Here is a 24,455-nt window from a genome sequence, read left to right as displayed (position 1 = left end):
CCAGTGCACAGTCGCCGATGAGCGCCGTGCCGCCGAACTAGAATCGAGCCCATGGCGGGCCGCATTCGACAGAGCGACGTCGATGAGGTCAAGGCCCGCACCAACATCGCCGACATCGTCGGCGATTACGTGACTCTGAAGACCGCAGGCGTCGGGTCACTCAAGGGACTCTGCCCCTTCCACGACGAGCGCAGCCCGAGCTTCCAGGTGCGCCCAGGGGTCGGGCTGTACCACTGCTTCGGCTGCGGCGTGGGCGGCGACGTGTACGAGTTCCTGATGAACATGGACCACGTCACGTTCGCCGACGCCGTCGAGCGGCTCGCCGCCCGCCTCGGTTACACGTTGCACTACGAGGACGGCGGGCCCGCCGCCGCGGAGACCGGCAACCGTGCTCGGCTCATCGCCGCGAACGCGGCGGCAGAGGAGTTCTTCCGCGAGCGGCTGGGCGCCCCCGATGCGGATGCCGCACGCCGCTTCCTCGGCGAGCGCGGCTTCGACCCGGTCGCCGCCGATCATTTCGGCGTCGGGTTCGCTCCCAACACGTGGGACTCGCTCGGCGCACACCTTCGTGGTCGCGGGTTCACGGCCGAGGAGCTGGCGGCATCCGGGCTGGTGTCGACAGGCGAGCGGGGGAGCGCGTACGACCGTTTCCGCGGACGGGTCATCTGGCCCATTCGCGACGTCACCGGCCAGACCGTCGGATTCGGTGCACGCCGGCTGCTCGACGACGACAAGGGTCCGAAGTACCTCAACACGCCGGAGACCGCGATCTATCACAAGGCGCAGGTGCTCTACGGACTCGACCTCGCCAAGCGCGAGATCTCCCGATCTCATCGGGTCGTCGTCGTCGAGGGCTACACAGATGTCATGGCGTGCCATCTCGCCGGTATCGACACGGCCGTCGCAACCTGCGGCACCGCCTTCGGCGTCGACCACATCAAGGTGCTGCGCCGAGTGCTCGGCGACGACAGCGGGCTCGGCGAGGTCGTCTTCACGTTCGATCCGGACGAGGCGGGACAGAAGGCAGCGCTGCGGGCATTCGGCGAGGAGCAGCGATTCGCCGCGCAGACGTACGTCGCCGTCGGGCCGCAGGGCCTCGATCCCTGCGATCTGCGACTGGTGCAGGGCGACGCCGCCGTGCGGCGCATGATCGACAGCAAGCGTCCGATGTTCGAGTTCGTCATCCGGCAGGCGCTGGGCAAGTACGACCTCGAGACGGTCGAGGGCCGCGTGGCAGCGCTGCGCGAGTGCGCCCCGATCGTCGCCGGCATCCGGGATCCCGCGCTGCGGCCCGGATACACGCGCCAGCTGGCCCGCATGCTCGGCGTCGAGCTGGGCGAGGTGCAGGTCGCCGTGCGCCGGGCATCCTCAGGGCAGGGATCCGCTCGTCCGAACGGCGGACCCGCGAACGAGCAGTCGCGAGCACGGCAGGGTGAGCCTGGCGGTGCGCCCGTGGTGCGCGAGCCCGAGGTGACCCTGGCCAGTCTCGGGACGGATCCGGCGACGCGCCTGGAGCGCGAGGCGTTGATGGCCATTTTGCAGTATCCGCAGCACGTGTGGCCGGAGCGTGCCAGGGCCGTTGCGGAGGCCCGGTTCTCCAACCCCTCGCTCGCCGTCGTGCGGGATGCCGTCGCCGCCAACCTCGACGTGTACGGCGCGGCATCCTGGGTCGAGCGGGTCGCGGGCGAAGTGCCGCCCCCGTTCGCCAGTCTCGTGAGGCAGCTGAGCGTCGCTCCCGTGCCGGCACGCGACGAAGCCGGCGTCTCCTCATACGCGTCGTCGGTGACGGCGTCGCTCGTCGACCGGGAACTGCTGCGACGCAAAGCGGATGCGCTCGGCCGACTCCAGCGCGCGGATCCGGCCGATGCCGTCGCGCGAGGCGCCGTGCAGCAGGAGCTCGTGCTGATCGACGCGGAGCGCTCCCGCCTTCGTGGCGACTGACCGGTCTCCGCGACTCACGGCACGCTGATCCGTTCGACGGGCCAAGGGGGCGCGCTTATAGGCTGAGGCCCATGCACGCCGGAGTCTCAGCATGACAGCACAGGAATACCGCGACCCGATCGTGCTCAGCGACCTCTCCGCCGAGTACCCGCCGCATGGGCCGTCTGCGGGATGCGTCGCCCTGCGCGGCATCAGCCTAAGGGTGCGGCCCGACGAGGTCCTGGGCATCCTCGGCGAGAGCGGATCCGGCAAGAGCACCCTCGCCCGCATCATCTCGGGACGAGCAGGACTGGACGGCGGCGCAGCGCCGCGCATCACCGGCGGGGACGCCACGGTGATGGGCTACGCCATGCGTCGTCTGCACACCCGGGACCGCCGACGCCTCACGTTCCACGTCGGCTATCTGCAACAGGATGCCGGCACCCGCCTCGACCGCACGGCCACCGTCGCGCAGTTGGTCGCCTCGCCCATCTACGAGCGGGACAAGCACTTCGATGCTCGCGAGGCCGGCATGCGCGTCGCCTCGATGCTGGACTCGGTGCAGCTGTCGCTGGGCGTGCTGGAGAAGTATCCCTACGAGCTGAGCAGCGGACAGCGTCAGCGCGTCGCGATCGCGCAGGCGCTCGTCCTCGGCCCCAGCGTGTTGATCGCCGACGAGCCGACGGCCGGCATCGACGTGACCGTACGGGACTCCGTCGTCGACCTCCTGGCGCAGCTGCACGGCGAGCACGACTTCGCCGCCGTGATCGTCAGCCACGACGCCCGGGTACTGCGGAACGCGACTGCGACGGTGGCCGTGCTGAAGTCCGGATCCCTCGTGGGATACGGCACGATGGAGGCCGTGTTCACCGCACCGACGCACCCCTATGTGGCCCAGCTAGCGGAGGCGCTGCGGCTCAGCGAATGAGGTGAACAGGGCTGGCGCGCCCGGGGTGCTCTCGTTTTTGTTCGCCGCCCCTGCTTTGGTAAAGTAGTCAAGCCCCTTCCGGGGGCATTCCTCCATAGCTCAATTGGCAGAGCAGCCGGCTGTTAACCGGCAGGTTCTTGGTTCGAGTCCAAGTGGGGGAGCAGATCATGAAGGCCCTCGTCGTGAATGCGGCGAGGGCCTTCTGCATCGGCAGATGCGGTTTCTCGAGCTTGCCAGGCACGCACCGGGCTGCCGGAGCGATGCGGCGAAGTCGCTAGCGTTGAGGGATGCCCGATCGATCCGACCTGCTGATCACCGCCGATGACCTCGCACAGCGCCTGACCACGGCCGCGAATGGCGGAAGTCCCGTGCGCGTCCTCGACGTCCGGTGGCGCCTCGACCGTCCCGACGGCCGTCCGGACTACCTGCAGGGACACATTCCCTCTGCGGTATACGTCGATCTCGACCGACAGCTCGCGCAGAAGGGCGATCCACGGCAGGGACGGCATCCGCTGCCTCCGGTCGAGCGCCTGCAGGCTGACGCACGCGCATGGGGCGTCTCGGACGGCGACCTCGTTGTGGTGTACGACGACCTCGCGAACATGTCGGCGGCCCGTGCGTGGTGGTTGTTGCGCTACGGCGGGTTCGCGAACGTGCGGATGCTCGACGGCGGCCTGGCCGCCTGGCGCGCGTCCGGCCGAGCGCTCGAGTCCGGCGAGGTGGAGGCGGCCCCTGGCGACGTCCACCTCGTCTACGGCGCTCTTCCCGTTGTCTCGGCGGACGAGGCGGCAGCGGTCGCGCGAGATGGATCACTGCTCGACGCGCGGGCCGGCGAACGATACCGCGGGGAGACGGAGCCGATCGACCCCCGTGCCGGCCACATCCCAGGAGCGCTGAGCTCTCCCACGACGGAGAACGTCGACGCCTCCGGCCGCTTCCGCGCCGCAGACGAGCTGCGTGCCCGGTTCGTCGAGCTCGGTGTCGATGACGGCGCACCCATCGCGACGTATTGCGGATCCGGCGTCACGGCCGCGCACAACGCTGCGGCCCTGATGCTCGCGGGATTCGAGCCGGCGCTGTATCCCGGTTCGTACAGCGCCTGGTCGCAGCAGTTCGAGCGGCCGGTGGCGGTCGGCGAGGAGCGACGCATACTCCCAGGGGAGTAGCACTCGGCAGCCCACTGGCCGATCAGCGCCGGGAGAGCGCTGGCTACCATGAGGGAATGCCGTACCCGCCCTGGCTGCGCACCGGGCCCGAGCCGTCACCGCAGCAACGGGCCAGGCGATCCTTCCGCGCCCGCGTCTTCGCCGCGGCACTGAGCGCATTCGTGCAGCTGCCCGGCCTGGCGTTCACGTTCGCCCAGGGCTGGCACAGCGCTCACCGCACGCTCGTCGATCCAGTGCAGCTCGTGGCCGTTCTCCTCGGCTTCGTGGCCTCCGGAATGCTCCTGCTGCGCTGGCGCGGCCCGGCCGTCGTGGTCGTGGCAGCGCTCGCGACACCGGCGATCGCGCTGGCGCCCGGGCCTCCGCTCGCGGTCCTCGCGGTGGCCTTCGCTGCGGCGCGGGCCGTGCTGGGCGGCAAGGCCGCCTGGACCTGGATCAGCCTCGCCTGCATGGCCATCGTGGGAATCGTGCTCATCGCCGTCCCGGGCCTCACCGGTGAGGGCATCCGCGTGCTCGTCGCCACGATCGTGCTCTGCGTCGTCGCCGGCGCTGTCACGGGCGCGAGCGCGCGACGCGAGCGCTTCCGCGCGGCCACCAGAGAGGAGGCATCCAAGAGGCGGTCCGCCGCCGAAGAGGAACGTCTCCGCATCGCGCGTGAGCTGCACGACGTGCTCGCACACTCCCTTTCGCAGATCAGCGTGCAGGCAGGCGTCGGGCTCCATCTGTTCGACGACGAGCCGGAGCGCGCCAGGGAGAGCCTGCGCGCGATCCGCGAGACGAGCACGACCGCCCTCGAGGAGGTGCGCGGCGTGCTGGGCGTGCTGCGTCAGGACGACGAATCGGATGCGCCGCTGCGGCCCGGTCCGTCGCTGGATGACATACCCCGGCTCCTCGACGAGACCAGGGCCAGCGGACTGAACGTGCGAGCGTCGGGGAACGTCGTAGACGGAACGCGGCCACCGGATGCTGCTTCGACCCCCGGCTCCTCTGTCGGTTCCGCGGTCGGCTCCGCTGCCTACCGCATCGTGCAGGAGTCCCTCACGAACGTGCGTCGGCACGCGGGCACCGTCGACGTCTCCGTGCAGGTCACGGCGTCTCCGCGCGGGATCGAGCTCCGCATCGAGAACGGACCGGGATCAACCGAGCGCTCGTCCGCCAGGAATGCCGCCCAGGGCTCCGGCATCTCGTCTACCCATGGCCCGTCCGCGGCGGACGCGCAAGGCGGTCGTGGCATCCTCGGGATGCGAGAACGGGCCGAAACGCTCGGCGGCACGCTCGAGGCCGAGCACACTGCCGACGGAGGATTCCGTGTCACCGCTTGGTTGCCGGTGCGCGGGGAACGGAGGACCACGTGATCCGAGTCGTCCTGGCCGACGATCAGCACCTCGTGCGCGCCGGATTCCGCGCCCTACTCGATCACGAGGCCGACATCGATGTCGTCGGGGAGGCGTCGACCGGGCGCGAGGCCGTTTCCCTCGTGCGACGCGAGCGGCCGGATGTGGTGCTCATGGACATCCGCATGCCGGACGGGGACGGGCTCTGGGCCACCGACGAGATCGTGCGCGATGCCGGACTCGGCGACGTGCACGTCGTGATCGTGACGACATTCGAGCTCGACGAGTACGTGTCGGAAGCGATCCGTGCAGGGGCGAGCGGATTCCTGGTGAAGGACACGGAACCGGTGGAGCTGATCCGTTCCGTACGGGTCGCGGCCGCCGGCGACGCACTGCTGTCGCCCGGCGTGACCAAGCGGCTGCTCTCGCGACTGGCGGCGACGCCGCGGCCGGAGGTCACGGCATCCGTCCTCGAACCGCTCACCGAACGGGAGCGCGAGGTGCTCGGGCTCGTCGCGGAGGGCCTCAGCAACGCCGAGATCGGGCTGCGCCTCTTCATGAGTCCGCTCACGGCGAAGACGCACGTCTCGCGCATCCTCACGAAGCTCGACGCACGTGATCGCGTGCACCTCGTGGTGATCGCGTACGAGTCGGGACTCGTGACGCCCGGCCGCTTCTGAGACGTCCGGCCGCTTCTGACCGGCGCCGGCCGGCCGGCGGTCCACGCACCGCCTGGTCGCCACACGATTCTCATCGCGCTGGTCCCTGTCCACACGGCAGCGGTCGCTGCTCCCGCTGCACACGCGGCTGCTCCCAGAGGAGCACTCGGATGCCTCCCGCCGGCGGACGCCCGAACCGCGGCGAGGCGGGACTCTGGAATCGGCCCGCGAAAGGGCCCACCGCAGGGTGTGAACAGCAGAGAAAGGCAGTGACACATCATGAGCGCACTCGTCGCTTCCCTTGGCGCAGCGGCCGGCGTGACAGCCGTAGGCGCGCACTGGGTCGGACCGTGGGCGGGCGGGTTCTTCCCGTTCTTCTTCATCATCCCGATCTTCTGGATCCTCGTGATCGGGTTGATCATCTTCCTGGTGACCAGGCGTCGTCGCAGCTACTGGCGCGAACACGGACCGTACGGCCCGTTCGCCGCGAGCAGCAACGCGGAGTCCACCCTCGCCGAACGGTTCGCCCAGGGCGACATCGACGAGGTCGAGTACCGCAAGCGTCTCGAGGTGCTGCGGGCGAACCGCCCCGGCCCATCACCCCGCTGACGGATGCTCCGCCCGCGCGATCACGCAGGTCGCGCGGGTGGATCCGCCGCACTCAGGCGCGACGCGTCTCAGTCTTCGAGGTGGTCGACGCCCGGCAGCCAGCTCTGTCCTGGGATGCCCCAGCCTCGCTTGCGCTCGATCTTGGCGGCCGTGCGCGCGTAGCCGTCCGTGAGCCGGTCGACGTAGATGAGGCCGTCCAGATGGTCGTACTCGTGCTGGAAGATTCGTGCGAGCCAGCCGGCGGCGCGCACCTCGAACGGTTCGCCGTCCGCGTCGACGGCCTGGAGGATCGCCTCAGCCGAACGCTTGAGCGGGAACCGCTCGCCGGGGAAAGAGAGGCATCCCTCGGATTCGGTGTCGGGATCGGCATCGGCCGCGGGCGTCGGCGTGATCCAGAGCGTCGGATTCACGGCGACTCCGCGGTGACGCACGTCGGCGTCATCCGTCCAGTCGTAGACGAACAGCCGTTTGGCGACTCCCAACTGCGGGCCGGCCAGGCCGACACCCGGGGCGGCGGCCATCGTGTCGAACATGTCGCGAACCAGGTCGTGCAGTGCCGCATCGAACTCTGTGACCTCGGCGGCAGGGGAGTGGAGCACGGGATCGCCGCAGATGCGGATGGGGAGAACGGCCATTCGACCAGGGTATCTGCGTGCCGAACCATTAGTGTCATGGGGTGATCACCGACTTGGCCGCATCGTCGACCGACCTGGTGGCTCTTCAGCCGCGACAGTTCATCGGCATACCCATCGCCTTGCTGGGAGCCGTGTTCATGTCGATCGGCGCGCAATTGCAGCACCGAGGCGTGACCAAGGTGGAACGGAACACCGACCACGACGGCCGTGGCGGATTGCAGTTCCGACAACTGGCTCTGCTCCTGGCGCGTCCGTCGTGGGTGCTCGGCACCCTGATGCTCGGACTCGCGATCGCCCTCCAGCTCACCAGCCTGGCGTTCTCCCCGCTGATCGTCGTGCAACCGCTCGGCGCAGTCTCGCTCGTGATCACCGCGTTCATCAACGCGCGGGTGAGCCACACGAAGCTGAACAAGCGATCGATCGTCGCGATCTGCCTGTGCGTGGGCGGCGTCGGAGCGTTCGTGCTGGTGGCAGCCTTCGCGGCGCGCGAGCAGCCGGTGACCGAGCGCGATCTGGTCGAGATCCTCATCGTGCTCGGATGCGTCCTCGTCGTGTTCGGGACCGCCTTCTTCTTCCTGCGCAAGCGGCTTCGTGCCCTCGGCTACGTCGTCGGCGCCGGCGTGCTCTACGGATTCGTCGCGACCCTGGCGAAGTCAGTCATCTCGCGCATCGAGCAGCAGGAGTTCGACCTGCTCACGCTGTTCTGCGTGATCGCCCTGCTGGCTGCGGTGATCGTCGGTGCGTACTTCGTGCAGAACGCGTATGCATCAGGGCCGCCGGATCTGGTGATCGCGGGTCTTACTGTGATCGATCCGCTTGTGGCCGTGGCCATCGGCATCACGATCCTGAACGAGGCGGCCGGCGCAGCGCCGTGGCAGGTGGTGGCCTTCATTCTCACCGGCGTCGTCGCCATCGTCGGCGTGTTCCTGCTTGCTCGGGCGCACCCTGGTGTGCGCACATATGACGACGGGAATGCGCAGGAATCCTCTCGCGGCCAGGGCCCTGCATAGACTAAGGGCTTGTATCACCGCCGGGCCGTCGAGCCCGGTGAGACGAATCGTGCCGACGCCCCCCTCCCAACGACACGAAGAAAAGGACGGCTCCTTGACGGACTCACGCGATGCCGCTGCGACCCCCGCGCCTTCACCGGCGCAGCAGCGCAAGCCTCTGAAGGTTCTGATCGGTGCAGACACCTTCGCCCCGGATGTGAACGGTGCAGCCCGATTCGCGGAGCGACTGGCCGCGGGGCTCGTTGCGCGCGGGCACGAGGTGCACGTCGTGGCGCCGTCGGCCTCTCGCAAGCACGGAACGTGGATCGAGGAGCACGAAGGCCAGCGCATGGTGATGCACCGGCTCCCGAGCTGGCGGTGGTATCCGCACGACTGGCTGCGGTTCACGCTGCCGTGGTTCATCAAGCAGCGAAGCGCTCGCGTGCTCGACGAGGTCAAACCCGATGTCGTGCACTTCCAGTCGCACATCGTGGTCGGTCGGGGGCTCTCGGTCGAGGCGAAGAAGCGAGGCATCCGGCTGATCGGAACCAACCACTTCATGCCGGAGAACCTGCTCGACTTCGCTCCCATCCCCAAGTGGCTGCAGCAGTGGTCGATCGGTCTGGCCTGGAAGGCCGCCGAGCGCTCGTTCAGCCGAGCCGCCGCTGTCACAACGCCCACGCACAAGGCCGCCGAATTCCTTGAGCGGAACACCGGCCTGCGCGGCGTGTACGCCATCTCCTGCGGCATCGACGCTCAGAAGTACACGCCTAGCTTCGAGCCGCGCACGGAGAACCGGGTGATCTTCGTCGGTCGCGTGACGGGCGAGAAGCAGATCGACGTGCTCATCCGCGCCATCTCGTTGCTTCCCGGGGATCTCGACACGAAGCTCGAGATCGTCGGCGGTGGCGATCAGCTGAAGAACCTCGAGCAGCTCACGCATCAGCTCGGCATCTCCGATCGCGTGACGTTCACCGGATACGTGTCGGATGACGAGCTGCGCGAGGCGTACACGCGCGCCACCGTTTTGGCGATGCCGTCCATCGCCGAGCTGCAATCGATCGTGACGATGGAGGCCATGGCATCCGCACTCCCGGTCGTGGCGGCCAACGCCATGGCGCTGCCGCATCTGGTGCACGATGGTGAGAACGGATACCTGTTCCAGCCGGGCAACGCGCATGAGCTCGCGGACAAGCTCGAGCACATCTTCCGCATGCCGCAGGATGAGCTCACGGCCATGAAGAAGGAGTCGCTGCGCCTCATCGCCGCGCACGACATCGAGCGCACGCTGAACACGTTCGAGTGCCTGTATCGTGGTGAGGCGGTTCCGGACCTCGTCGTCGACGACGTGGCGCCCGCGGCCGCGGACTAGGCGGAACGTTCGGTTCGCCGAGGGGCGGTAGCTCAGCTGGTCAGAGCAGGGGACTCATAATCCCTGGGTCGCGGGTTCAAGTCCCGCCCGCCCTACACCCTTTGTGAACACTGGGAACGGCAGTCCTCGATGGGCTGCCGTTCCTGTGTTTCAGGATGGTTTTGCCCACATTTGTTTCCACGGCCGATTCAGGGCGGCGTGAACCTCCTGATCGCCGCGTCGGACACCCTCACCGGTGGTACCGGCGGCGCCCTCCTGTCATCCGCGTATTCGCCACAGCCGAGCACACCGTCCGATGCCAGCACCAAGGGCGGATCCAAGGGTGGCGACACGGGAGGGTCGACGACCGCTTCCACTCCGGTACAGCTCGACACCAACGGCCACGGCCAAACAGCCGCCCACCAGACCTGCGCTGACGGCAACGGATAGCCACGCTCGAAGCGTTATCCCGCTACGCAACACGAGTGATACGGCAGCGTGCTCGTCGACGCCCCTTCTGCGCGCTTTCGCCGGGGCGTACGGTTTGGATATGTTCGCTCGACTGATGCACTCGCTCGGCCGACTCCGTCTTCGGGCGACTGACGTGCTGAAACAGGTTGGCGGGGCACTCAACGGCGGCCGCAGCGCGGACGACTACGCGACCAAGCTGTATGAGCAACCTCGCGACGACTACCGCCCCTGAGCGTTCGTGCCCTCATCGTTCATCAGGGTATTTCGATTGACCGGGCGGATCAGCATCCTCTCGACGCGGTCCGCATCATGACGTACCTACGACTGGTCGCCGGCCAGGGTCGAGTGGGGCAGCCCTCGGCGGCGGAGGTCCCTGGCGAAGCGGTGGACGAGCGGATCGGTAGGGGATGCGGTGACGATGACGACCTCGCGGAGCACGGTCATGACCGTCGTCGAGCGCGTGAACCATCCTGACGACCCGACCGTCCGACTCCTCGTCGAACGCCGCCGCGACGACGGCGTCGATGCGCGCCTGATCGGATGGCTGGGCGTCCCGGATCTGCATATCGATAACCATAGAGGCGCGAAAAGGCGGCGCCTTCCTCCCGCACCTACTCGCGCCGACTGGGACGCTGCAACGGGCTCAGCCGACGGCTGGTACCGCCACCCAGGTGATCGTCCCGTCGGTTGCCCAGGTCACGGTGACGGTGAGGCGTCGGCCGTTGCTCGCCTGTGAGGCCTCCTTCGCGAGCCAGAGTCCGTTCCGTGTGATGCCGTCCAGCGTGGCGCATGTCTCGGCCGCTCGGCCGGCTCCGGTGACCGCGACGAGACAGTAGTCGCCGTCGAGTCGGTGGGCGGCATAGATAGCACTGCTCTCCCGTGTGCTGACGCCGCCTGCGACGAGTCGGAAAGACGTCGCATCGAACCCGCGGGTCGTCTCGACGGAAAGGGGGAGCGCCGTGGGGGTGTCCGCGAAGTAGCGCGCGACGGTGGACAGAGTGTCCGCCTCGTCGCCGTCCCCCGAACCGACCGCGGGCGCGCCGACCGGAGCGAACGACGGTCCCGGCGTCCCGTCGGCAATGTTCTGGGGCGGGGCCGATGTCACCGCTTCCTCGACACCCAGCGTCAGGACGGACCCGAGAGCGAGTCCACCGACGACCGCGAGCACAGGCGCCGCCTTCCTGAGACGATTCGCCATCGGTCCGGATCGCCACTCCGGCCTCGGACCGGCCGGCGGCAGCTCGTCATCGACCTCATCGTCGTTCCAGTCTTCCGGTGGATCGATGGTGTCATCCCGTGCGCGGACGCCCGACGCTCGGGCTGTCTCCGACCCGCGCACGCGGTCGTATTCGGCGAGCGCCCACTGGCTCCTCGTCATGCTCACGGCCTCACCGGTGACGGGATCCACGTGCGGCTCCGGCTCCTCGGATGCGCCGGCGCGCGAATACACGCGTTCCAGCAGTCGCCGCCGCTCGTCCACGATTCGTACCTTTCGCGACCCCCGCTCCGCGGGGCGGAGCGATCACGCCCAGGGTACGTCCGGGACCGCATCAGGGAATCCGGAGTGCTTCGTTCCCGCAGGCAGAGCATCCGCGCTATCGCCCGAGCGACTGCCGGCCGTACGATGACGTCATCCGGTGCGGTGGGCGGGTCCGACTCGGTTGTGAGCCGCTTTGGCAGACTCGACCTCACTCGCACGCATCCGTTCGTCGAAGGCGCCATGGACTTCTTGCACATTCTTCTGATCACGGTGCACGCGGCCGCCGCCGTGGCGGCATTCACTTTGGGGATCGTGGTGTTCGTGCGCTTGCCGAACTCGCCGAGATCGGCCGGCTTCGTGGCCTATGCCACGTGCGTGTGGACTGCCGTGATCGCACTCGTGGTGGTCGTGTCGGTCGATTGGTCCGAGCTCGACGTCGCCAGGCGCATCGCGTTCCCGATTCTCGGAGTCCTCGGCCTGTACATGCTCTGGCGAACGGAACGTGCGCGGCGGACACTCCGGGCCCAGACATCGACCTGGCGTCGAGCGTTCCTCGGACACGTTGGGTTCGTGCTCATCTCGTTCTTCGACGGCTTCTGCATCGTGCTGGCGATCGACCTGCGCCTCCCCATCTGGGTCGTGGTCGCCGTGGCCTTGCTCGGCGTCGCGGTCGGGATTCTGGCCATCCGAGTCCGCATCAGGCAGGAAGAGGCGGTCGAAACGAAGGAAGTGTCGGCATGAACGGTCCGGTAGTCGCCGAAATCCCGGGTTCGGTGGCGGATGCTGCGCGGCGCCTGGAGCAGGAGCTCGCGGGAAAAGGCATCCAGCTGTTCGCGACCATCGACCACGCGGCCGGGGCCAGAGCCGCCGGCCTCGAGCTCGCGGACGAGGTGGTGCTCGTCTTCGGGAACCCTGCCGTCGGCACCGTTCTCATGCAGAGCGAGCCAGCGGTTGGACTCGATCTCCCGCTCCGCATGCTCATCTGGGATGACGGAGGACAGACCAGGGTCGCGTATCACGACCCTCGCGGGCTGGCCGATACCTATGGGCTGTCCGCGGACACCGTGGTGCTCGACCGCCTGAACGGTCTGCTGAACGGGCTCGCCGAAGCTCTCAGAAGCTGAGTCCGAGGTAGAGGCAGCGGCTGCACCCAGTGTGCGCGAAAGGATCACGATGACCGCTGAACCGTCCGACGCGCGGCCGGGCTTCGCCGAGCTGCATCGAGGTCCCCTGCCGCTGCTGTTGCCGAACGCTTGGGATGTCTCCTCCGCGCTGGCGTTCACGGAAGCCGGATTCCCAGCAGTGGGAACCACGAGCTTCGGCGTGAATGCCGCCCATGGAACCCCGGATGCAGGCGGCGCGAGCCGCGAGACCACGCGCGACCTGGTGCACGCCCTCCGAGTACTGCCTGTGCACGTCACCGCCGATGTGGAGGACGGATTCAGCGATGACGCGGGTGAAGTCGCCGCGTATGTCGCGGAACTGGGCGTGGCGGGGGTGAACCTCGAGGACTCGCAGTCCGGCCGACTCGTCGATCCCGGTGTCGTCGCCGGGAAGATCCGCGCGATCAAGGCCGCGGCACCGGGAGTCTTCGTGAACGCGCGCGTCGACACCTACTGGTTCGGTATCGATGCGACGCCTGAACGCACGCTCGAACGCGCGAAGGTCTACGTCGAAGCGGGTGCCGACGGCGTTTTCGTGCCAGGACGAACAGGGGCCCCAGACGCCGGAGGCCTGCCGCCCGAGGCGCTCGAGAAGCTGGCGGCAGGGGTCCCGGTCCCGCTCAATGTGCTCGTCACCGCTCTCTTGACGCTCTCCGAGCTCGGAGAGCTCGGCGTCCGCAGGGTCAGCACAGGGTCGCTTCCGTACCGGGCAGCCATCGACGCTGCGGTCGCCGTCGCCACCACCATCAGGGACGGCGGAGTCGCACCGGCTGCCACGGGATATGCGCAGGCCCAGCAACGCCTCGAGGAGTACGCGGCCCGCTCACGCTGAGAGGACCTTCACGCCTCACCGGCACCGGCCGTGAGTGCGCGTAGCGCGACATGTGCGTGGGCTGTCACAATTCTGAAGCACGCGCTCAGCCGGTCGGGGGCGCCCCCACGAAGGAGAAGACTCTTCTGCGATGACCTCCGTGAAAGCCACGAAGATGCCCGGGCGCGAAGCGACGGTACGCCGCATGATTCAGGGTGCGTCGAGGATCCCGTTCACCATCATCTACCTGAGCGTGGTGGCCGTGATGACCCTGGTGCTCGCCCGTCCCGGCGGTCTTCGCGCACCCGTCCCATGGATGTTCGCGACCGGGTTCGAACCGCTCGCATTCTGGGGGCACTGGTGGTCGCCCGTCACGTCGCTGATGCTGGCACAGGACTATGTTGCCCTGATCGTGGCGCTCGTCGGGGGCGGCGTCCTGCTGGCGATCAGCGAACGGCGACTCGGCACGTGGCGAACCATCCTGGCCTTCTTCGCCACGGCGATCGCAGCCGACGTGCTGGGCGCCGCCTTCCAGGCGGTCATCGGCTATGCGGGTGGCATCTGGGACGCCAGTGTGCGTGCATCCCTGATCGTGGATCCGCTGACGGGTGTGGCCGGAGCGGTGATGGCGGCCAGCGCGTTCGCCACACCGAGAACCCGGCGGCGGATGCGCGTGCTCACCACGCTCGCGGTGCTCATGTTTCTGCTTTACCGCGGTGATCCTGTCGACGTGTACCGTGCGCTGGCCGTCGGTGTCGGGTTCCTGCTCGGTGTCGTGCTGAGGCCGGGAGGGCGGGCGCGGGAGTGGGGACGCAGTTCGCATCACGAGATCCGGGTCTTCATGGCATCCGTCGTCGCGGCGGGCGCGATCGGGCCGCTGATCGCTGCGGCGTCGCGTCGACCGCACGGCCTGCTGGCGCCGATCGCCATGCTGCTCGACGTGGGGTCTGCATCCGATCCGCAGGGCCTTCGGGCGTGCAGCGTCTACGCCGTTAGCCGCTCCTGCGTCGAGGCCATCACGCTCGAGCGGATCGCCTCGCCAGGCGCCATCGCCCTGAGCATTCTCCCGTTGCTCACCCTCCTCGTCGTGGCGTGGGGCGTCCTGCGCGGGCGGAGGTTCGCGGTCGTGCTGGGGATCGCCATGAACCTCCTGCTCGCCGTCTTCGCCGGCTACTACCTGGGGTTCCTCCCGCACGCAGGCGTTCCCGGTGTCGAAGGCCTTCCGCAGCGGAGTTCGTGGGGCGTCGTCGTCACCCTCGGGGCCACAGTCGTCGCCCCCACGGTGACCGCAGTACTGCTCATCGCGACGCGGCGGAGCTTCACCGTTGCGCCGGCACGTCACGCCCTGCTGCGCTACCTGACGATCGTCGCCGGCGCGGCGATAGCGCTTGCGGCGCTGTACGTCTCGTTGGGCTGGGCTTTGCGCGACGTCGCGTTCTCCCACCCGGTCACCGTATGGGAGCTCATGTTCGATGCCCTCGAGCGGTTCGTCCCCGTGGAGTTCCTGCATCGCGAGGTGCCGGACTTCCTGCCGTCGACGCCGGCCGGCGCAATCCTGTACCACGGGGTCGGTCCTGTCTTCTGGGCCGTCGCGATCATCGCCGCCGTGCCGGCGATCCTTGCGCGGCCGGGGTCGTCAGCGGCCGAGGCCGAACGCGCGAGGCGGATCCTGACCACGTTCGGCGGCGACCACCTGTCGTTCATGACCACCTGGACTCAGACCTCCTACTGGTTCGGTTCCGGCAACGACACGGCGATCGGATACCGGGTCGTCGGCGGCGTGGCCATCACGATCGGCGGTGCATTCGGCCGCGACGAGTCCAGACCCGGCGCGATGGCGGAGTTCGCCAGGCACTGCGACGACCACGGCTGGACGCCTGTGTTCTACAGCATCGACGCCGCCGACTGGGACGAGCATTTCGAGCAGATCGGGTGGGACCGGATCGTGGTGGCCGAGGAAGCGGTCATCTCACCGCAGAACTGGTCGACAACGGGGAAGCGCTGGCAGGATGTCCGCACTTCCGTCAACCGAGCCCGCCGGGACGGGCTCACGCTCGAGTGGACGAGCCATTCGAAACTCTCCCGCGAGACCATGTCCCAGGTCGCCGACATCTCCGAGCAATGGGTCGCGCAGAAGGACCTCCCGGAGATGGGCTTCACGCTGGGCGGCCTGGACGAGCTGCGAGACCTGGATGTCGCACTCATGCTCGCTCGCGCGCAAGACGGCTCGATCGAAGCGGTGACCAGTTGGATGCCCGGCTTCGACCGAGGGCGTGTCGTCGGCTGGACGCTCGATTTCATGCGTCGGCGGATCGACGGCCCGAACGGTGTGATGGAGTTCCTCATCGCCGGCGCGGCCGAGCAGGCCCGCGACGACGGGATGACGTACCTGAGCCTGTCGGCAGCACCGCTGGCACGCAGCACCCCGTCCGAGGAGTCGGCGGAGAGCACCGTCGACGCCGTGCTGCGCTTCCTGGCCGCCTCGCTCGAGGCCATGTACGGATTCCGCTCGCTCCTCGCCTTCAAGCGCAAGTTCCAGCCGGAGCTCAGGCCGCTGCTCCTGGCGTACCCGGATCCGGCTGCGCTTCCCGCCATCGGTCTCGCCTTGGTGCGCGCGTACCTTCCCGGCCTGACGCTTCGGGACGCGATGTCGGTGCTCCGCCCGCAGTAGTCTGCGGGGTCGGTCGTAGCCACTACGATCGAAGACAGTTTCGAGTCGTCCGGCTCGAGGTCGCATCCGCCGATTCCGCGAGGAGCCATGGCCGTCTCATCAGACGATGTCCGACGCGCCGCCTATGTGCTCTCGCGGAGTGAGGACGGCAGGGGTCGCGAGAGGGACCGCGACGCCACGAGACGCACAGCGGATGACGAATCCGCCGTAGTCGTCACCCGCGCTGACGCCGCAGGAGTCCCGTTCGTGGAGGAGCGTCGGACCCTCGCCCAGTGGAGAGCACTCGTCTCCCGAGAGGAGGCGGAGCATCCGCGGTGGGCCTGGCGCACGTCGCGCACGTGGTATCCGCGACTCCTCGAGGCAGGCATCCGTGTGGAGCGTTGCGTTGACCTCGCGCTCTGCGGGGCCATTCTTCGCGGCTCGGCGACCACGCAGGGTTCGTCTCTGAACGGCGCGCCGCCACCCTGGCCGATGGAGACGCCGGAGTCCGTCGAGCCCGATGACGCGCTCTTCCGCCTCGACGCCGAGCCCGCCGACGCGATCGCGGCCACTGACGAACTCGCCGAGCTGCGCAGCCAGGCGGATGCCATAGCCTCCGTCCGCGACGCTGCCGCCGCGTCCCGCCTGCGCTTGCTCCTCGCTGCGGAATCGGCGGGCTCGCTCGTCGCCGCCGAGATGCGCCATGCCGGCCTGCCGTGGCGGGCGGACGTCCACGACCGCCTGCTGACGGATGCCCTAGGCCGACGCAGCCCGCAGGGCCGTCGCCCGGAGCGCATGGAGGCACTGGCCCGGGAGATCCGCAATCACCTTGGCGCCTCGACGCTGAATCCGGATTCGCCCGGCGACCTCATGAAGGCTCTTCAGCGCGCCGGCATCAACGCGACCTCCACACGAGCGCGGGAGCTGCGCGAGGTGGATCATCCGGTGATGCACGCGTTGCTCGAGTACAAGAAGCTGTCGCGGCTCTTCACCGCCAACGGCTGGGTGTGGCTGGAATCGTGGGTGCACGACGGACGGTTCCGCCCGGAATACGTGCCAGGTGGCGTGGTCACGGGCAGGTGGGCCACCAACGGCGGCGGAGCGCTGCAACTGCCGAAGCAGATCCGCGCTGCCGTTGTGGCGGACCCCGGCTGGAAACTCATCGTGGCGGACGCGGCGCAGCTGGAGCCGCGCATCCTCGCCGGACTGGCGCACGATGAACGGATGGCCGATGCCGGCCGTGGCCGTGACCTCTACGACGGCCTCGTCGCGTCCGGAGTCGTCGACTCCCGTCAACATGCCAAGGTCGGCATGCTGGCCGCCATGTACGGCGGCACGACCGGCGACGGCGCCCGGGTGCTCCCGCGCCTCGCGCGTGCGTTTCCACGGGCTCTGGCGCTCGTCTCGGACGCGGCAGAGGCAGGCGAGCGCGGAGATCGCGTGAGCACCCTTCTCGGCCGCACATCGCCTGCGCCGTCAGAGGCGTGGTTCGAGCAGCAGCGGAACGCATCGCTGCCAGACGCCGACGCCGAACAGGAGCGCCGCGCGCGATCGCGGGCGCGGGACTGGGGACGCTTCACGCGCAACTTCGTCGTGCAGGGCACGGCCGCCGAATGGGCGCTGTGCTGGATGGCCGACCTCCGCAACCGGCTCGCGACCATGCACGCCGACCCGCGTGGAGCGGCAGCCCCGCCTTTCGATCGGAGCCCTCATCTGGTCTACTTCCTGCACGATGAGGTCGTCGTGCACGCGCCGGAATCACTCGCCGAACAGGCGGCAGAAGCCATCCGCGAATCCGCGAAGTCAGCAGGTCGGCTGCTCTTCGGCGGCTTCCCCGTCGAGTTCCCGCTGAGCGTCGCGGTCGTCGACAGCTACGACCAGGCCAAGTGACGGATCCGGAGAGCACCGCACGAGAAGCCCGACTCGAGGACAGCGGCAATAAACCGTCGGCGCCCGCCGTTGCACAGATCACGTCACACGGCGACAGCCTGACCACCGACGCCCCTCAGACCCATCAGGATGGAAGCATGACCGACACCGTGACCCCTGCAGATCCCGCAGCGCTCCTCGACACCTTCCACTCCCGTCGCGAGCTCTCCGTCGTCCAGCCGACGGGCAACCTCGCTCTCGTGAACACGCAGTGGATCACGGATGCCGCACCGCAGCCCGTGTGGGCCGCTGCCGGCGTCTGGTCACCGTTGCCTGCGGGGGAGTCGGGGCTGAAGGTCGCAGCATCCGCTTCGGACGGCGTCATCGTGGACGGCGTCGTCGTCGACGGAGAGGCGATCGTGCGCGGAAAGGACTCGGATACGCCCAGCACGATCGCGTTCAGCGACACCGTGACGGGCACGGTCATCGCGAACGAGGCCGGCGAGTACGGCCTGCGGGTGTGGGACACGAAATCGGAGGGCATCCAGGAGTTCGGATCGATCGACGCCTACCGATACGACCCCGACTGGGTCATCCAGGCAACGTTCACGCCCGTCGAGGGTCTCTCCGTGGGCTTCGAGCACCTCAAGGACGAGGGCGCGTCACGCGAGAAGGCCATCCCCGGCGAGATCACGTTCCAGAAGGACGGCGTCGACTACAACCTGGCTGCGTTCAAGGCGGGGCGAGCGCTGCAGCTCGTCTTCTCGGATGCCACGAGCGGCACCGACACGTACTCGGTCGGCCGATTCCTCTTCGTCGCCCCCAACGCCGACGGCACGATCACGCTCGACTTCAACCGGGCGATCCTGCCGCCCTGCGCGTTCAGCTACGCCTTCAACTGCCCGATGCCGCCTCTGCAGAACAGGTTCACGGTCAGGATCGAGGCGGGGGAGAAGAACGTGCTGAAGAAGGACGGATCGTTGCTGCACGAGTTCTGATCCGGTCCCAGGCCAACGCGGACTCCTTCGCTCACCCGAGCGGGTCGGCCGCTGCAGCGCGACGCAGGAGCTCGTCCCGCTCCCGCTCGTTCGAGGTGAGGGCAGCGGCCTCGAGGAACGCGCCGCGCGCCTCGGACAGCCTTCCGAGACGCTCCAGGAGGTCGCCACGCACTGCGGGAAGCAGAGCATACGACGACAGGGCCTTGACATCGTTCAGCGGCTCCAGGGCGTCCAGGCCCGCCTCGGGGCCATAAGCCATCCCTACGGCGACGGCCCGATTGAGATCGACGACGGGGGAGGGCGTGCGCTCGGCGAGCGCGTCGTAGAGGCCAGCGATCTGCGCCCAGTCCGTGTCCTCGGTCGTCATGGCCCTCGCGTGGCAGGCGGCGATGGCCGCCTGCAGAGCGTAAGGGCCGCGCTCACCACCGAGGGCATCCGCGCGCTGCAGGGCAGCCAGCCCGTGCGCGATCAGGATCCGGTCCCACCGAGCGCGGTCCTGCGTCGCCAGTGGGATCGCAGCGCCGTCCGGCGCTCGGCGGGATGCGAACCGCGAGGCGTGCAGCTCCATCAGCGCGACGAGTGCGTGCGCCTCCGCGTGATCCGGCACGAGCTCGGCGAGCACTCGACCGAGCCGCATGGCCTCCTCGGCCAGCGTCGGTCGCATCCACTCTTCGCCCGATGTGGCCGCATAGCCCTCGTTGAAGACTAAGTACACGACCTCGAGCACCGACTCGAGTCGCTCATCGAACTCGGTGCGATCGGGCACCTCGAACGGCACATTGGCGGCCTGCAGCGTGCGCTTGGCCCTGGTGATGCGCTGGCCGATCGTTGCGGAGGGCACGAGGTACGCGCGTGCGATCTCGTCCGTCGAGAGCCCGCACAGTACGCGAAGCGCCAGTGCCACCCGCGACGCAGCAGGAAGCACGGGATGGCAGCAGACGAAGACAAGGCGCAGCAGATCGTCGTCGATGCGGGTCTCGTCAGGTTCCGGCTGCTCCTCGTCGCCGGCGTCCGCCGCCGCGATCAGGGCGTACTTCTCGCTGGCGCGCTCGTCACGACGCCAGGCGTCGATGGCACGACGCTTCGCCACAGAGGTGAGCCACGCCGCCGCGTTGCGCGGAATGCCGGTGCGAGGCCACGACTGCATCGCCTCGACGAGCGCGTCCTGGGCGAGATCTTCCGCACGTCCGAGATCGCCCACCATGCGCGCCAGAGTCGCCACGACCTTGGCCGCCTCGAGTCGCCACACCGTCTCGATCTCCCGCCGTACCGCCGCTGCCGTCGCCGCGTCCACGCCGCCAGGCTCGCCGGTCACCTCGATCGCGTCCGCCATGCGTCCTCATCCGTGTCATCCAACGCGTGCAGTCTCGCACGCCCTGCGCCCGTGCCGCGCGTGTCGGGCTCGGTCGAGTCGAGCACCTTCCGCACCTCGACGGTGCCCCCGGTGAGCGGCATCCGACGCGCCCATTCGACGGCCTCTTCTCGCGATGCCACCTGAAGGATCCAGAAGCCGCAGACCGGCTCGGAAGGAGCGGAGAGTGCACCCGCCGTCACTGCCCTGCCGTCACCGGAATACGACACGCGGATGCCGGCATCCCCGACCTCGAGACCGTCACCGGCCAGCAGCACCCCTGCGCGGATCAAGCGGTCGTTGAACGCATCCATCGCGGCAGGATCCGCGCCGGCGGCCTCGCCGTCCCCCCGCGTTGGATCGGATGCCTGCAGCAGCATGTACTTCATCTGACGTCTCCTGGTTGTCGGGGGTGGATGAGCGCTCTCGCCTCACACTCACGTCGAACAGGGCGCTCCGAATCCGACACAGCAGTTCTCACCGCAATGCCACGACCGCGAGAGCGACCGCGAGAGCGACACGAGGATCACACCCTTGTGATTCGCGGCCTCACCGGGGGATAATGCTGTCCGTCGGCGTCAGCCGGCAGACAACGCCGCATGGCGCATCCGTTCGTGGTCGTAGGGGAAGACGCACCACATCGAACGGAGGACACCATGGCGCCAACACAGGCTCGAGGGGTGCTTTTCGTGCACTCCTCTCCTCGCGCGCTCAGCCCCCATGTCGAATGGTCGGTAGGACGCGCGCTTCAGCGTCCCGTCTACTTCCAGTGGCAGGACCAGCCGGTGCTGCCCGGCGCGGTGCGATCCGAGTTCTTCTGGGAAGGCGAGCGCGGAACCGCAGCGCGGATCGCCTCCGGCCTGCTCGGCTGGCAGCACCTCCGCTTCGAAGTGACGGAGGATGCCGCTGTTGGTACGGACGGCGGACGGTGGATCCACACGCCCTCCCTCGGCATCTTCCACGCCCAGACCGATACAGCTGGCAACATGGTCGTTCCCGAGGACCGCGTTCGGTACGCGATGGAGATCGCGGGCGCCAACGCGATGGAACTGCAGCGCGAACTGCGGCTGGCGTTGGGACAAGCATGGGACGACGAGCTCGAACCATTCCGACACGCCAGCGATGACGCGCCGGTGATCTGGCTGCACAAGGTGGGGTGAGGCCGGCACAAGGGTTCCTCAGCGGGCCTGCGGCGCGATTAGCGGTGGCCGGATGTGCATTCCCGGCGCTGCGAAAGCGAAGCGGGCCCGCAGAGGGACAAGGGGCGGCACGCGGGGAGACGACGACGCCGGGAGGGATCCATCGGACCCTCCCGGCGTCAGGTCTATCGGAACTCGTCCCCTGATCAGTCCACGCTGCGGAATGCGACGACCGCGTTGTGGCCGCCGAATCCGAAGGAGTTCGAAACCGCGAGCTGCGGGCCATCCGGCAGCTTCTGCGATTCGCCGGACACCGACAACGGGATCTCCGGATCCTGAGTGGTGATGTTGATCGTCGGAGGAGCGATGCGGTCGCGCAACGCCAGTACGGTGAACATCGCCTCGAGTGCGCCCGTGCCACCGAGCAAGTGACCAGTCGACGCCTTCGTCGCAGACGTCGGAATCGAGTTCACGCGGTCGCCGAAGACCGACTTCAGTGCGACGTACTCCGCGATGTCGCCGACCGGAGTGCTGGTGGCGTGCGCGTTGATGTGCGTCACCTCGTCGGGTGAGGCTCCCGCTTGCTCGAGCGCCAGGATGAGCGCCCGGCGAGCGCCCTTGCCCTCAGGATCGTTCGCTGTGATGTGGTACGCGTCGGCGGTCACCCCACCACCCGCGAGCTCCGCGTAGATGTGGGCGCCGCGGGCGATCGCGTGCTCCTCCGTCTCGAGCACGAGGCTCGCAGCGCCCTCGCCCATGACGAAGCCGTCGCGATCGACGCTGTACGGACGGGACGCGTGCTCGGGATCGTCGTTCCGCTTGGACATCGCCTGCGCCGACGCGAACGCGGCCATCGTGATGGGGTGAACGGCCGATTCGGATCCTCCGGCGATCACCACGTCGGCCAGACCCGCCTGCAAGTGCTCGTAAGCATTCGCAATGGATTCCGTGCTCGAGGCGCAAGCCGATGCGACGGTTCGAGCGAAGGCCCTGGCGTTGAAGTGCATCGAGATCGCGGCCGCCGGCGCATTCGGCATCAGCATCGGGACCGTGAGCGGCATCACGCGGCGCGGGCCGCGCTCACGCAGTGTGTCCCAAGCGTCCAGAAGCGTCCACATGCCGCCGATGCCCGTCGCGAAGTCCACGCCCAGTCGATCGGGATCCACCTCGGGGGCACCGGCATCGGCCCATGCCTCCAGAGCGGACACGAGCGCGAACTGGGCAACCGGGTCGAGACGCTTGGCCACGGGCCGCTCCAGGACCTCCTCGGGGCGCACCTTCGCCTCTGCCGCGAACCGGATCGGGAGTTCGTACTTCTCGACCCATTCGTGGGTGAGTGTGCGCGTTCCGGATTCGCCCGCCAGGAGAGCGTTCCAGCTGTCGACTGCGGTGCCGCCGATGGGCGTACTGGCTCCGATACCGGTGACGACGATCTTCTTGGGTGTCATGTGTCCGAACCTCGGGCGCGCTGAAGCGCCTGTGCAAGCGGGTGGAAGGAAGGAGAGGATCGGCGCGGCCAGCGAGCCGCGCCGATCAGGTCACGCCGAAGCGTTGACGATGAAGTCGACGGCGTCGCCGACGGTCTTGAGATTCTTGACCTCTTCGTCCGGGATCTTGACGTCGAACTTGTCCTCGGCGTTGACGACGATCGTCATCATCGAGATCGAGTCGATGTCGAGGTCGTCGGTGAAGGACTTCTCGTACTCGACGGTGTCCGTCGCGATGCCGGTCTCGTCGTTGATCAGCTCGGCCAGGCCGGCGAGGACTTCTTCGCGGGAAAGTGCCATGGGTTTGTTTCTCCTTGGGTGTCAGGTGACAGCAGAACAGTCTAAAGGCGATTGAGGCGAGAGCCGGATGAGCTTGCTCGTCCGGCCGACCCGATTGAGTTATTGAGGGGCGAAGCCACGATAGAGGCGATCGAGGGGCCGTTCAGGGCAGCACGACGACCTGCGCCCCGAACACGAGGCCGGCACCGAAGCCGATTTGCAGAGCGAGCGTGCCGCTCAGTTCCGGATGCTCCGACAGCAGTCGGTGGGCGGCGAGCGGTATCGAGGCCGCTGACGTGTTTCCCGTGGTCTCGATATCGCGGGCGATCACGACCGTCTCCGGAAGCTTGAGCTGTTTCGCCAGCTCGTCGACGATGCGCATGTTCGCCTGGTGGGGGATGAACGCGGAGAGGTCGCCTGGCTCGATGCCGGCTGCTTCGATGGCGCGCCGCGCCACCTTGACCATCTCCCAGACCGCCCAGCGGAAGACGGACGGTCCGTCCTGCCGCAGCGTCGGCCAGCCGGCTTCGCCGTCGCGGAACTCGACGAGGGTGTGATCCATGCCGACCGTGTCGGCCTTGGATCCGTCGGATCCCCAGACCGTGGGGGCGATGCCGGGCTCGTCGCTCGGCCCGATGACGGCTGCGCCGGCACCGTCGCCCAGGAGGAAGGAGATGCTGCGGTCGGCAGGGTCGACGACATCCGACAGCTTCTCGGCGCCGACGACGACCGCGTAGTGGGCGGCGCCGGCACGGATGAGCGCGTCGGCCTGGGCGACCGCGTATGCGTATCCGGCGCAGGCCGCGTTCAGGTCATACGCGGCAGCCGGGTTGGCGCCGATCCGATCCGCGACGACGGCCGACATCGACGGCGTCTGGCGAACGTTGCTGATCGTGGCGATGAGCACGAGGTCGATGTCGGACGGCGCGATGCCGGATTTCTCGACGGCCTCGCGGGCTGCATCCGTCGCGAGATCCATCGCGAGCACATCGTGCGGGGCGCGGGCGCGGGTGATGATGCCGGTGCGCTGCCGGATCCACTCGTCCGACGAGTTAATCGGTCCGACGAGGTCGTCGTTCGGCACGGCGTTGCTGCCGCGTGCCGCTCCGAGCGAGAGGATCCGCGTGTACTGCGGTCCCGTCGACTGGTTCAGTCGGGGTGTGCTCATG

General features: G+C 68.4%; 25 protein-coding genes and 2 tRNA genes. 19 read left to right on the top strand and 8 right to left on the bottom strand.

Translation table 11 applies throughout. The annotated features are described in order from the left end of the window. The first annotated feature begins 51 nt into the window (after nt 1-51). From dnaG to HII28_RS02490, 7 genes are all read left to right on the top strand, one after another. Entirely contained in the window at nt 52-1,941 is a 1,890-nt protein-coding gene (dnaG, locus tag HII28_RS02520) for a DNA primase (RefSeq protein ID WP_170023978.1), read from the top strand. A 91-nt stretch (nt 1,942-2,032) separates the two neighbouring features. Continuing rightward, nucleotides 2,033-2,848: an ATP-binding cassette domain-containing protein gene (locus HII28_RS02515; protein ID WP_170023977.1), complete on the top strand. Its 816-nt coding sequence runs from the start codon at nt 2,033-2,035 to the stop codon at nt 2,846-2,848. A gap of 88 nt (nt 2,849-2,936) precedes the next feature. Beyond that, a tRNA-Asn gene (locus tag HII28_RS02510) sits at nt 2,937-3,009 on the top strand. Nucleotides 3,010-3,135: 126 nt separating this feature from the next. Then, nucleotides 3,136-4,014, top strand: coding sequence for a sulfurtransferase (locus tag HII28_RS02505; RefSeq protein ID WP_170023976.1), 879 nt, complete (start codon nt 3,136-3,138; stop codon nt 4,012-4,014). A 56-nt stretch (nt 4,015-4,070) separates the two neighbouring features. Then, a complete protein-coding gene (locus HII28_RS02500) occupies nt 4,071-5,366 on the top strand; it encodes a histidine kinase (protein ID WP_170023975.1) in 1,296 nt (431 codons plus the stop codon). Beyond that, nucleotides 5,363-6,025 (top strand): response regulator transcription factor, encoded by a 663-nt coding sequence (locus tag HII28_RS02495; protein ID WP_170023974.1) that lies wholly within the window; start codon nt 5,363-5,365, stop codon nt 6,023-6,025. The genes HII28_RS02500 and HII28_RS02495 overlap by 4 nt, the downstream gene beginning before the upstream one ends. 258 nt (nt 6,026-6,283) lie before the next feature. After that, nucleotides 6,284-6,613: a hypothetical protein gene (locus HII28_RS02490; protein WP_170023973.1), complete on the top strand. Its 330-nt coding sequence runs from the start codon at nt 6,284-6,286 to the stop codon at nt 6,611-6,613. A gap of 68 nt (nt 6,614-6,681) precedes the next feature. On the opposite strand, the gene def is transcribed toward HII28_RS02490, so the two are convergent. Then, nucleotides 6,682-7,248 (bottom strand): peptide deformylase, encoded by a 567-nt coding sequence (gene def, locus HII28_RS02485; protein WP_170023972.1) that lies wholly within the window; start codon nt 7,246-7,248, stop codon nt 6,682-6,684. Between the two features lie 41 nt (nt 7,249-7,289). On the opposite strand from def, the gene HII28_RS02480 reads away from it, so the two are divergent. The 5 genes from HII28_RS02480 (at nt 7,290) to HII28_RS02460 (ending at nt 10,291) form a co-directional block, all read left to right on the top strand. Next, nucleotides 7,290-8,258, top strand: coding sequence for a DMT family transporter (locus HII28_RS02480; RefSeq protein ID WP_346769150.1), 969 nt, complete (start codon nt 7,290-7,292; stop codon nt 8,256-8,258). Between the two features lie 94 nt (nt 8,259-8,352). After that, nucleotides 8,353-9,609, top strand: a complete 1,257-nt coding sequence (locus tag HII28_RS02475) for a glycosyltransferase (protein WP_240977208.1) — start codon at nt 8,353-8,355, stop codon at nt 9,607-9,609. A 21-nt stretch (nt 9,610-9,630) separates the two neighbouring features. Beyond that, a tRNA-Ile gene (locus HII28_RS02470) sits at nt 9,631-9,704 on the top strand. A gap of 103 nt (nt 9,705-9,807) precedes the next feature. Then, entirely contained in the window at nt 9,808-10,038 is a 231-nt protein-coding gene (locus tag HII28_RS02465) for a hypothetical protein (RefSeq protein ID WP_170023970.1), read from the top strand. Between the two features lie 100 nt (nt 10,039-10,138). Next, entirely contained in the window at nt 10,139-10,291 is a 153-nt protein-coding gene (locus HII28_RS02460) for a hypothetical protein (RefSeq protein ID WP_170023969.1), read from the top strand. A gap of 86 nt (nt 10,292-10,377) precedes the next feature. Here the strand turns inward: HII28_RS02460 and HII28_RS20020 are convergent, their stop codons facing one another. Next, the gene (locus tag HII28_RS20020) at nt 10,378-10,503 is read right to left on the bottom strand and encodes a DUF1776 domain-containing protein (protein ID WP_240977206.1); all 126 of its coding nucleotides are present in this window, start codon (nt 10,501-10,503) and stop codon (nt 10,378-10,380) included. A 199-nt stretch (nt 10,504-10,702) separates the two neighbouring features. Further along, on the bottom strand, nt 10,703-11,539 hold the full coding sequence (locus tag HII28_RS02455) for a hypothetical protein (RefSeq protein WP_170023968.1): 837 nt from the start codon (nt 11,537-11,539) through the stop codon (nt 10,703-10,705). Between the two features lie 240 nt (nt 11,540-11,779). On the opposite strand from HII28_RS02455, the gene HII28_RS02450 reads away from it, so the two are divergent. The 6 genes from HII28_RS02450 (at nt 11,780) to HII28_RS02425 (ending at nt 19,030) form a co-directional block, all read left to right on the top strand. Then, the gene (locus tag HII28_RS02450) at nt 11,780-12,280 is read left to right on the top strand and encodes a hypothetical protein (protein ID WP_170023967.1); all 501 of its coding nucleotides are present in this window, start codon (nt 11,780-11,782) and stop codon (nt 12,278-12,280) included. Continuing rightward, nucleotides 12,277-12,663, top strand: coding sequence for a DUF302 domain-containing protein (locus HII28_RS02445; protein ID WP_170023966.1), 387 nt, complete (start codon nt 12,277-12,279; stop codon nt 12,661-12,663). Before HII28_RS02450 ends, HII28_RS02445 begins: the two co-directional genes overlap by 4 nt. Nucleotides 12,664-12,712: 49 nt before the next feature. Continuing rightward, complete coding sequence (locus HII28_RS02440; protein ID WP_170023965.1) at nt 12,713-13,534, top strand: isocitrate lyase/phosphoenolpyruvate mutase family protein; 822 nt, start codon at nt 12,713-12,715, stop codon at nt 13,532-13,534. 130 nt (nt 13,535-13,664) lie between these two features. Next, nucleotides 13,665-16,184 carry a phosphatidylglycerol lysyltransferase domain-containing protein gene (locus HII28_RS02435; protein ID WP_240977204.1) on the top strand — a complete coding sequence of 840 codons (2,520 nt, stop codon included), beginning with the start codon at nt 13,665-13,667 and terminating at the stop codon, nt 16,182-16,184. Nucleotides 16,185-16,271: 87 nt separating this feature from the next. Then, nucleotides 16,272-18,053 carry a bifunctional 3'-5' exonuclease/DNA polymerase gene (locus HII28_RS02430; RefSeq protein ID WP_170023964.1) on the top strand — a complete coding sequence of 594 codons (1,782 nt, stop codon included), beginning with the start codon at nt 16,272-16,274 and terminating at the stop codon, nt 18,051-18,053. Between the two features lie 137 nt (nt 18,054-18,190). After that, nucleotides 18,191-19,030: a DUF1684 domain-containing protein gene (locus tag HII28_RS02425; protein WP_170023963.1), complete on the top strand. Its 840-nt coding sequence runs from the start codon at nt 18,191-18,193 to the stop codon at nt 19,028-19,030. Between the two features lie 31 nt (nt 19,031-19,061). Here HII28_RS02425 and HII28_RS02420 read toward each other — a convergent pair whose 3' ends face one another. Both HII28_RS02420 and HII28_RS02415 read right to left on the bottom strand, forming a co-directional pair. Beyond that, on the bottom strand, nt 19,062-20,363 hold the full coding sequence (locus HII28_RS02420; RefSeq protein ID WP_170023962.1) for an RNA polymerase sigma factor: 1,302 nt from the start codon (nt 20,361-20,363) through the stop codon (nt 19,062-19,064). Continuing rightward, nucleotides 20,342-20,770, bottom strand: coding sequence for a YciI family protein (locus tag HII28_RS02415; protein WP_170023961.1), 429 nt, complete (start codon nt 20,768-20,770; stop codon nt 20,342-20,344). The genes HII28_RS02420 and HII28_RS02415 overlap by 22 nt, the downstream gene beginning before the upstream one ends. A gap of 267 nt (nt 20,771-21,037) precedes the next feature. Between HII28_RS02415 and HII28_RS02410 the strand changes: the two genes are divergently transcribed. Then, nucleotides 21,038-21,541: a DUF3145 domain-containing protein gene (locus HII28_RS02410; protein ID WP_170023960.1), complete on the top strand. Its 504-nt coding sequence runs from the start codon at nt 21,038-21,040 to the stop codon at nt 21,539-21,541. Between the two features lie 185 nt (nt 21,542-21,726). Here HII28_RS02410 and HII28_RS02405 read toward each other — a convergent pair whose 3' ends face one another. The 3 genes from HII28_RS02405 to HII28_RS02395 form a co-directional block, all read right to left on the bottom strand. Next, nucleotides 21,727-22,968, bottom strand: a complete 1,242-nt coding sequence (locus HII28_RS02405; protein WP_170023959.1) for a beta-ketoacyl-[acyl-carrier-protein] synthase family protein — start codon at nt 22,966-22,968, stop codon at nt 21,727-21,729. A 90-nt stretch (nt 22,969-23,058) separates the two neighbouring features. Beyond that, on the bottom strand, nt 23,059-23,307 hold the full coding sequence (locus HII28_RS02400) for an acyl carrier protein (RefSeq protein WP_170023958.1): 249 nt from the start codon (nt 23,305-23,307) through the stop codon (nt 23,059-23,061). 142 nt (nt 23,308-23,449) lie between these two features. Then, a complete protein-coding gene (locus HII28_RS02395; RefSeq protein WP_170023957.1) occupies nt 23,450-24,454 on the bottom strand; it encodes a beta-ketoacyl-ACP synthase III in 1,005 nt (334 codons plus the stop codon). Between the last annotated feature and the right edge of the window lies 1 nt (nt 24,455).

The sequence above is a fragment of the Planctomonas sp. JC2975 genome, from assembly GCF_012985205.1.
In the GTDB taxonomy this organism is placed as follows: domain Bacteria; phylum Actinomycetota; class Actinomycetes; order Actinomycetales; family Microbacteriaceae; genus Humibacter.
Note: the sequence above shows the minus strand (reverse complement) of the source record. Positions and strands in the feature narration are given on the sequence as shown.

Coding starts and splice junctions, on each gene's coding strand:
- dnaG (WP_170023978.1), top strand. CDS start 52: ATGGCGGGCCGCATTCGACAGAGCGACGTCGATGAGGTCAAGGCCCGC.
- HII28_RS02515 (WP_170023977.1), top strand. CDS start 2,033: ATGACAGCACAGGAATACCGCGACCCGATCGTGCTCAGCGACCTCTCC.
- HII28_RS02505 (WP_170023976.1), top strand. CDS start 3,136: ATGCCCGATCGATCCGACCTGCTGATCACCGCCGATGACCTCGCACAG.
- HII28_RS02500 (WP_170023975.1), top strand. CDS start 4,071: ATGCCGTACCCGCCCTGGCTGCGCACCGGGCCCGAGCCGTCACCGCAG.
- HII28_RS02490 (WP_170023973.1), top strand. CDS start 6,284: ATGAGCGCACTCGTCGCTTCCCTTGGCGCAGCGGCCGGCGTGACAGCC.
- def (WP_170023972.1), bottom strand. CDS start 7,248: ATGGCCGTTCTCCCCATCCGCATCTGCGGCGATCCCGTGCTCCACTCC.
- HII28_RS02460 (WP_170023969.1), top strand. CDS start 10,139: ATGTTCGCTCGACTGATGCACTCGCTCGGCCGACTCCGTCTTCGGGCG.
- HII28_RS20020 (WP_240977206.1), bottom strand. CDS start 10,503: ATGACCGTGCTCCGCGAGGTCGTCATCGTCACCGCATCCCCTACCGAT.
- HII28_RS02450 (WP_170023967.1), top strand. CDS start 11,780: ATGGACTTCTTGCACATTCTTCTGATCACGGTGCACGCGGCCGCCGCC.
- HII28_RS02445 (WP_170023966.1), top strand. CDS start 12,277: ATGAACGGTCCGGTAGTCGCCGAAATCCCGGGTTCGGTGGCGGATGCT.
- HII28_RS02440 (WP_170023965.1), top strand. CDS start 12,713: ATGACCGCTGAACCGTCCGACGCGCGGCCGGGCTTCGCCGAGCTGCAT.
- HII28_RS02435 (WP_240977204.1), top strand. CDS start 13,665: ATGACCTCCGTGAAAGCCACGAAGATGCCCGGGCGCGAAGCGACGGTA.
- HII28_RS02430 (WP_170023964.1), top strand. CDS start 16,272: ATGGCCGTCTCATCAGACGATGTCCGACGCGCCGCCTATGTGCTCTCG.
- HII28_RS02425 (WP_170023963.1), top strand. CDS start 18,191: ATGACCGACACCGTGACCCCTGCAGATCCCGCAGCGCTCCTCGACACC.
- HII28_RS02420 (WP_170023962.1), bottom strand. CDS start 20,363: ATGGCGGACGCGATCGAGGTGACCGGCGAGCCTGGCGGCGTGGACGCG.
- HII28_RS02415 (WP_170023961.1), bottom strand. CDS start 20,770: ATGAAGTACATGCTGCTGCAGGCATCCGATCCAACGCGGGGGGACGGC.
- HII28_RS02410 (WP_170023960.1), top strand. CDS start 21,038: ATGGCGCCAACACAGGCTCGAGGGGTGCTTTTCGTGCACTCCTCTCCT.
- HII28_RS02405 (WP_170023959.1), bottom strand. CDS start 22,968: ATGACACCCAAGAAGATCGTCGTCACCGGTATCGGAGCCAGTACGCCC.
- HII28_RS02400 (WP_170023958.1), bottom strand. CDS start 23,307: ATGGCACTTTCCCGCGAAGAAGTCCTCGCCGGCCTGGCCGAGCTGATC.
- HII28_RS02395 (WP_170023957.1), bottom strand. CDS start 24,454: ATGAGCACACCCCGACTGAACCAGTCGACGGGACCGCAGTACACGCGG.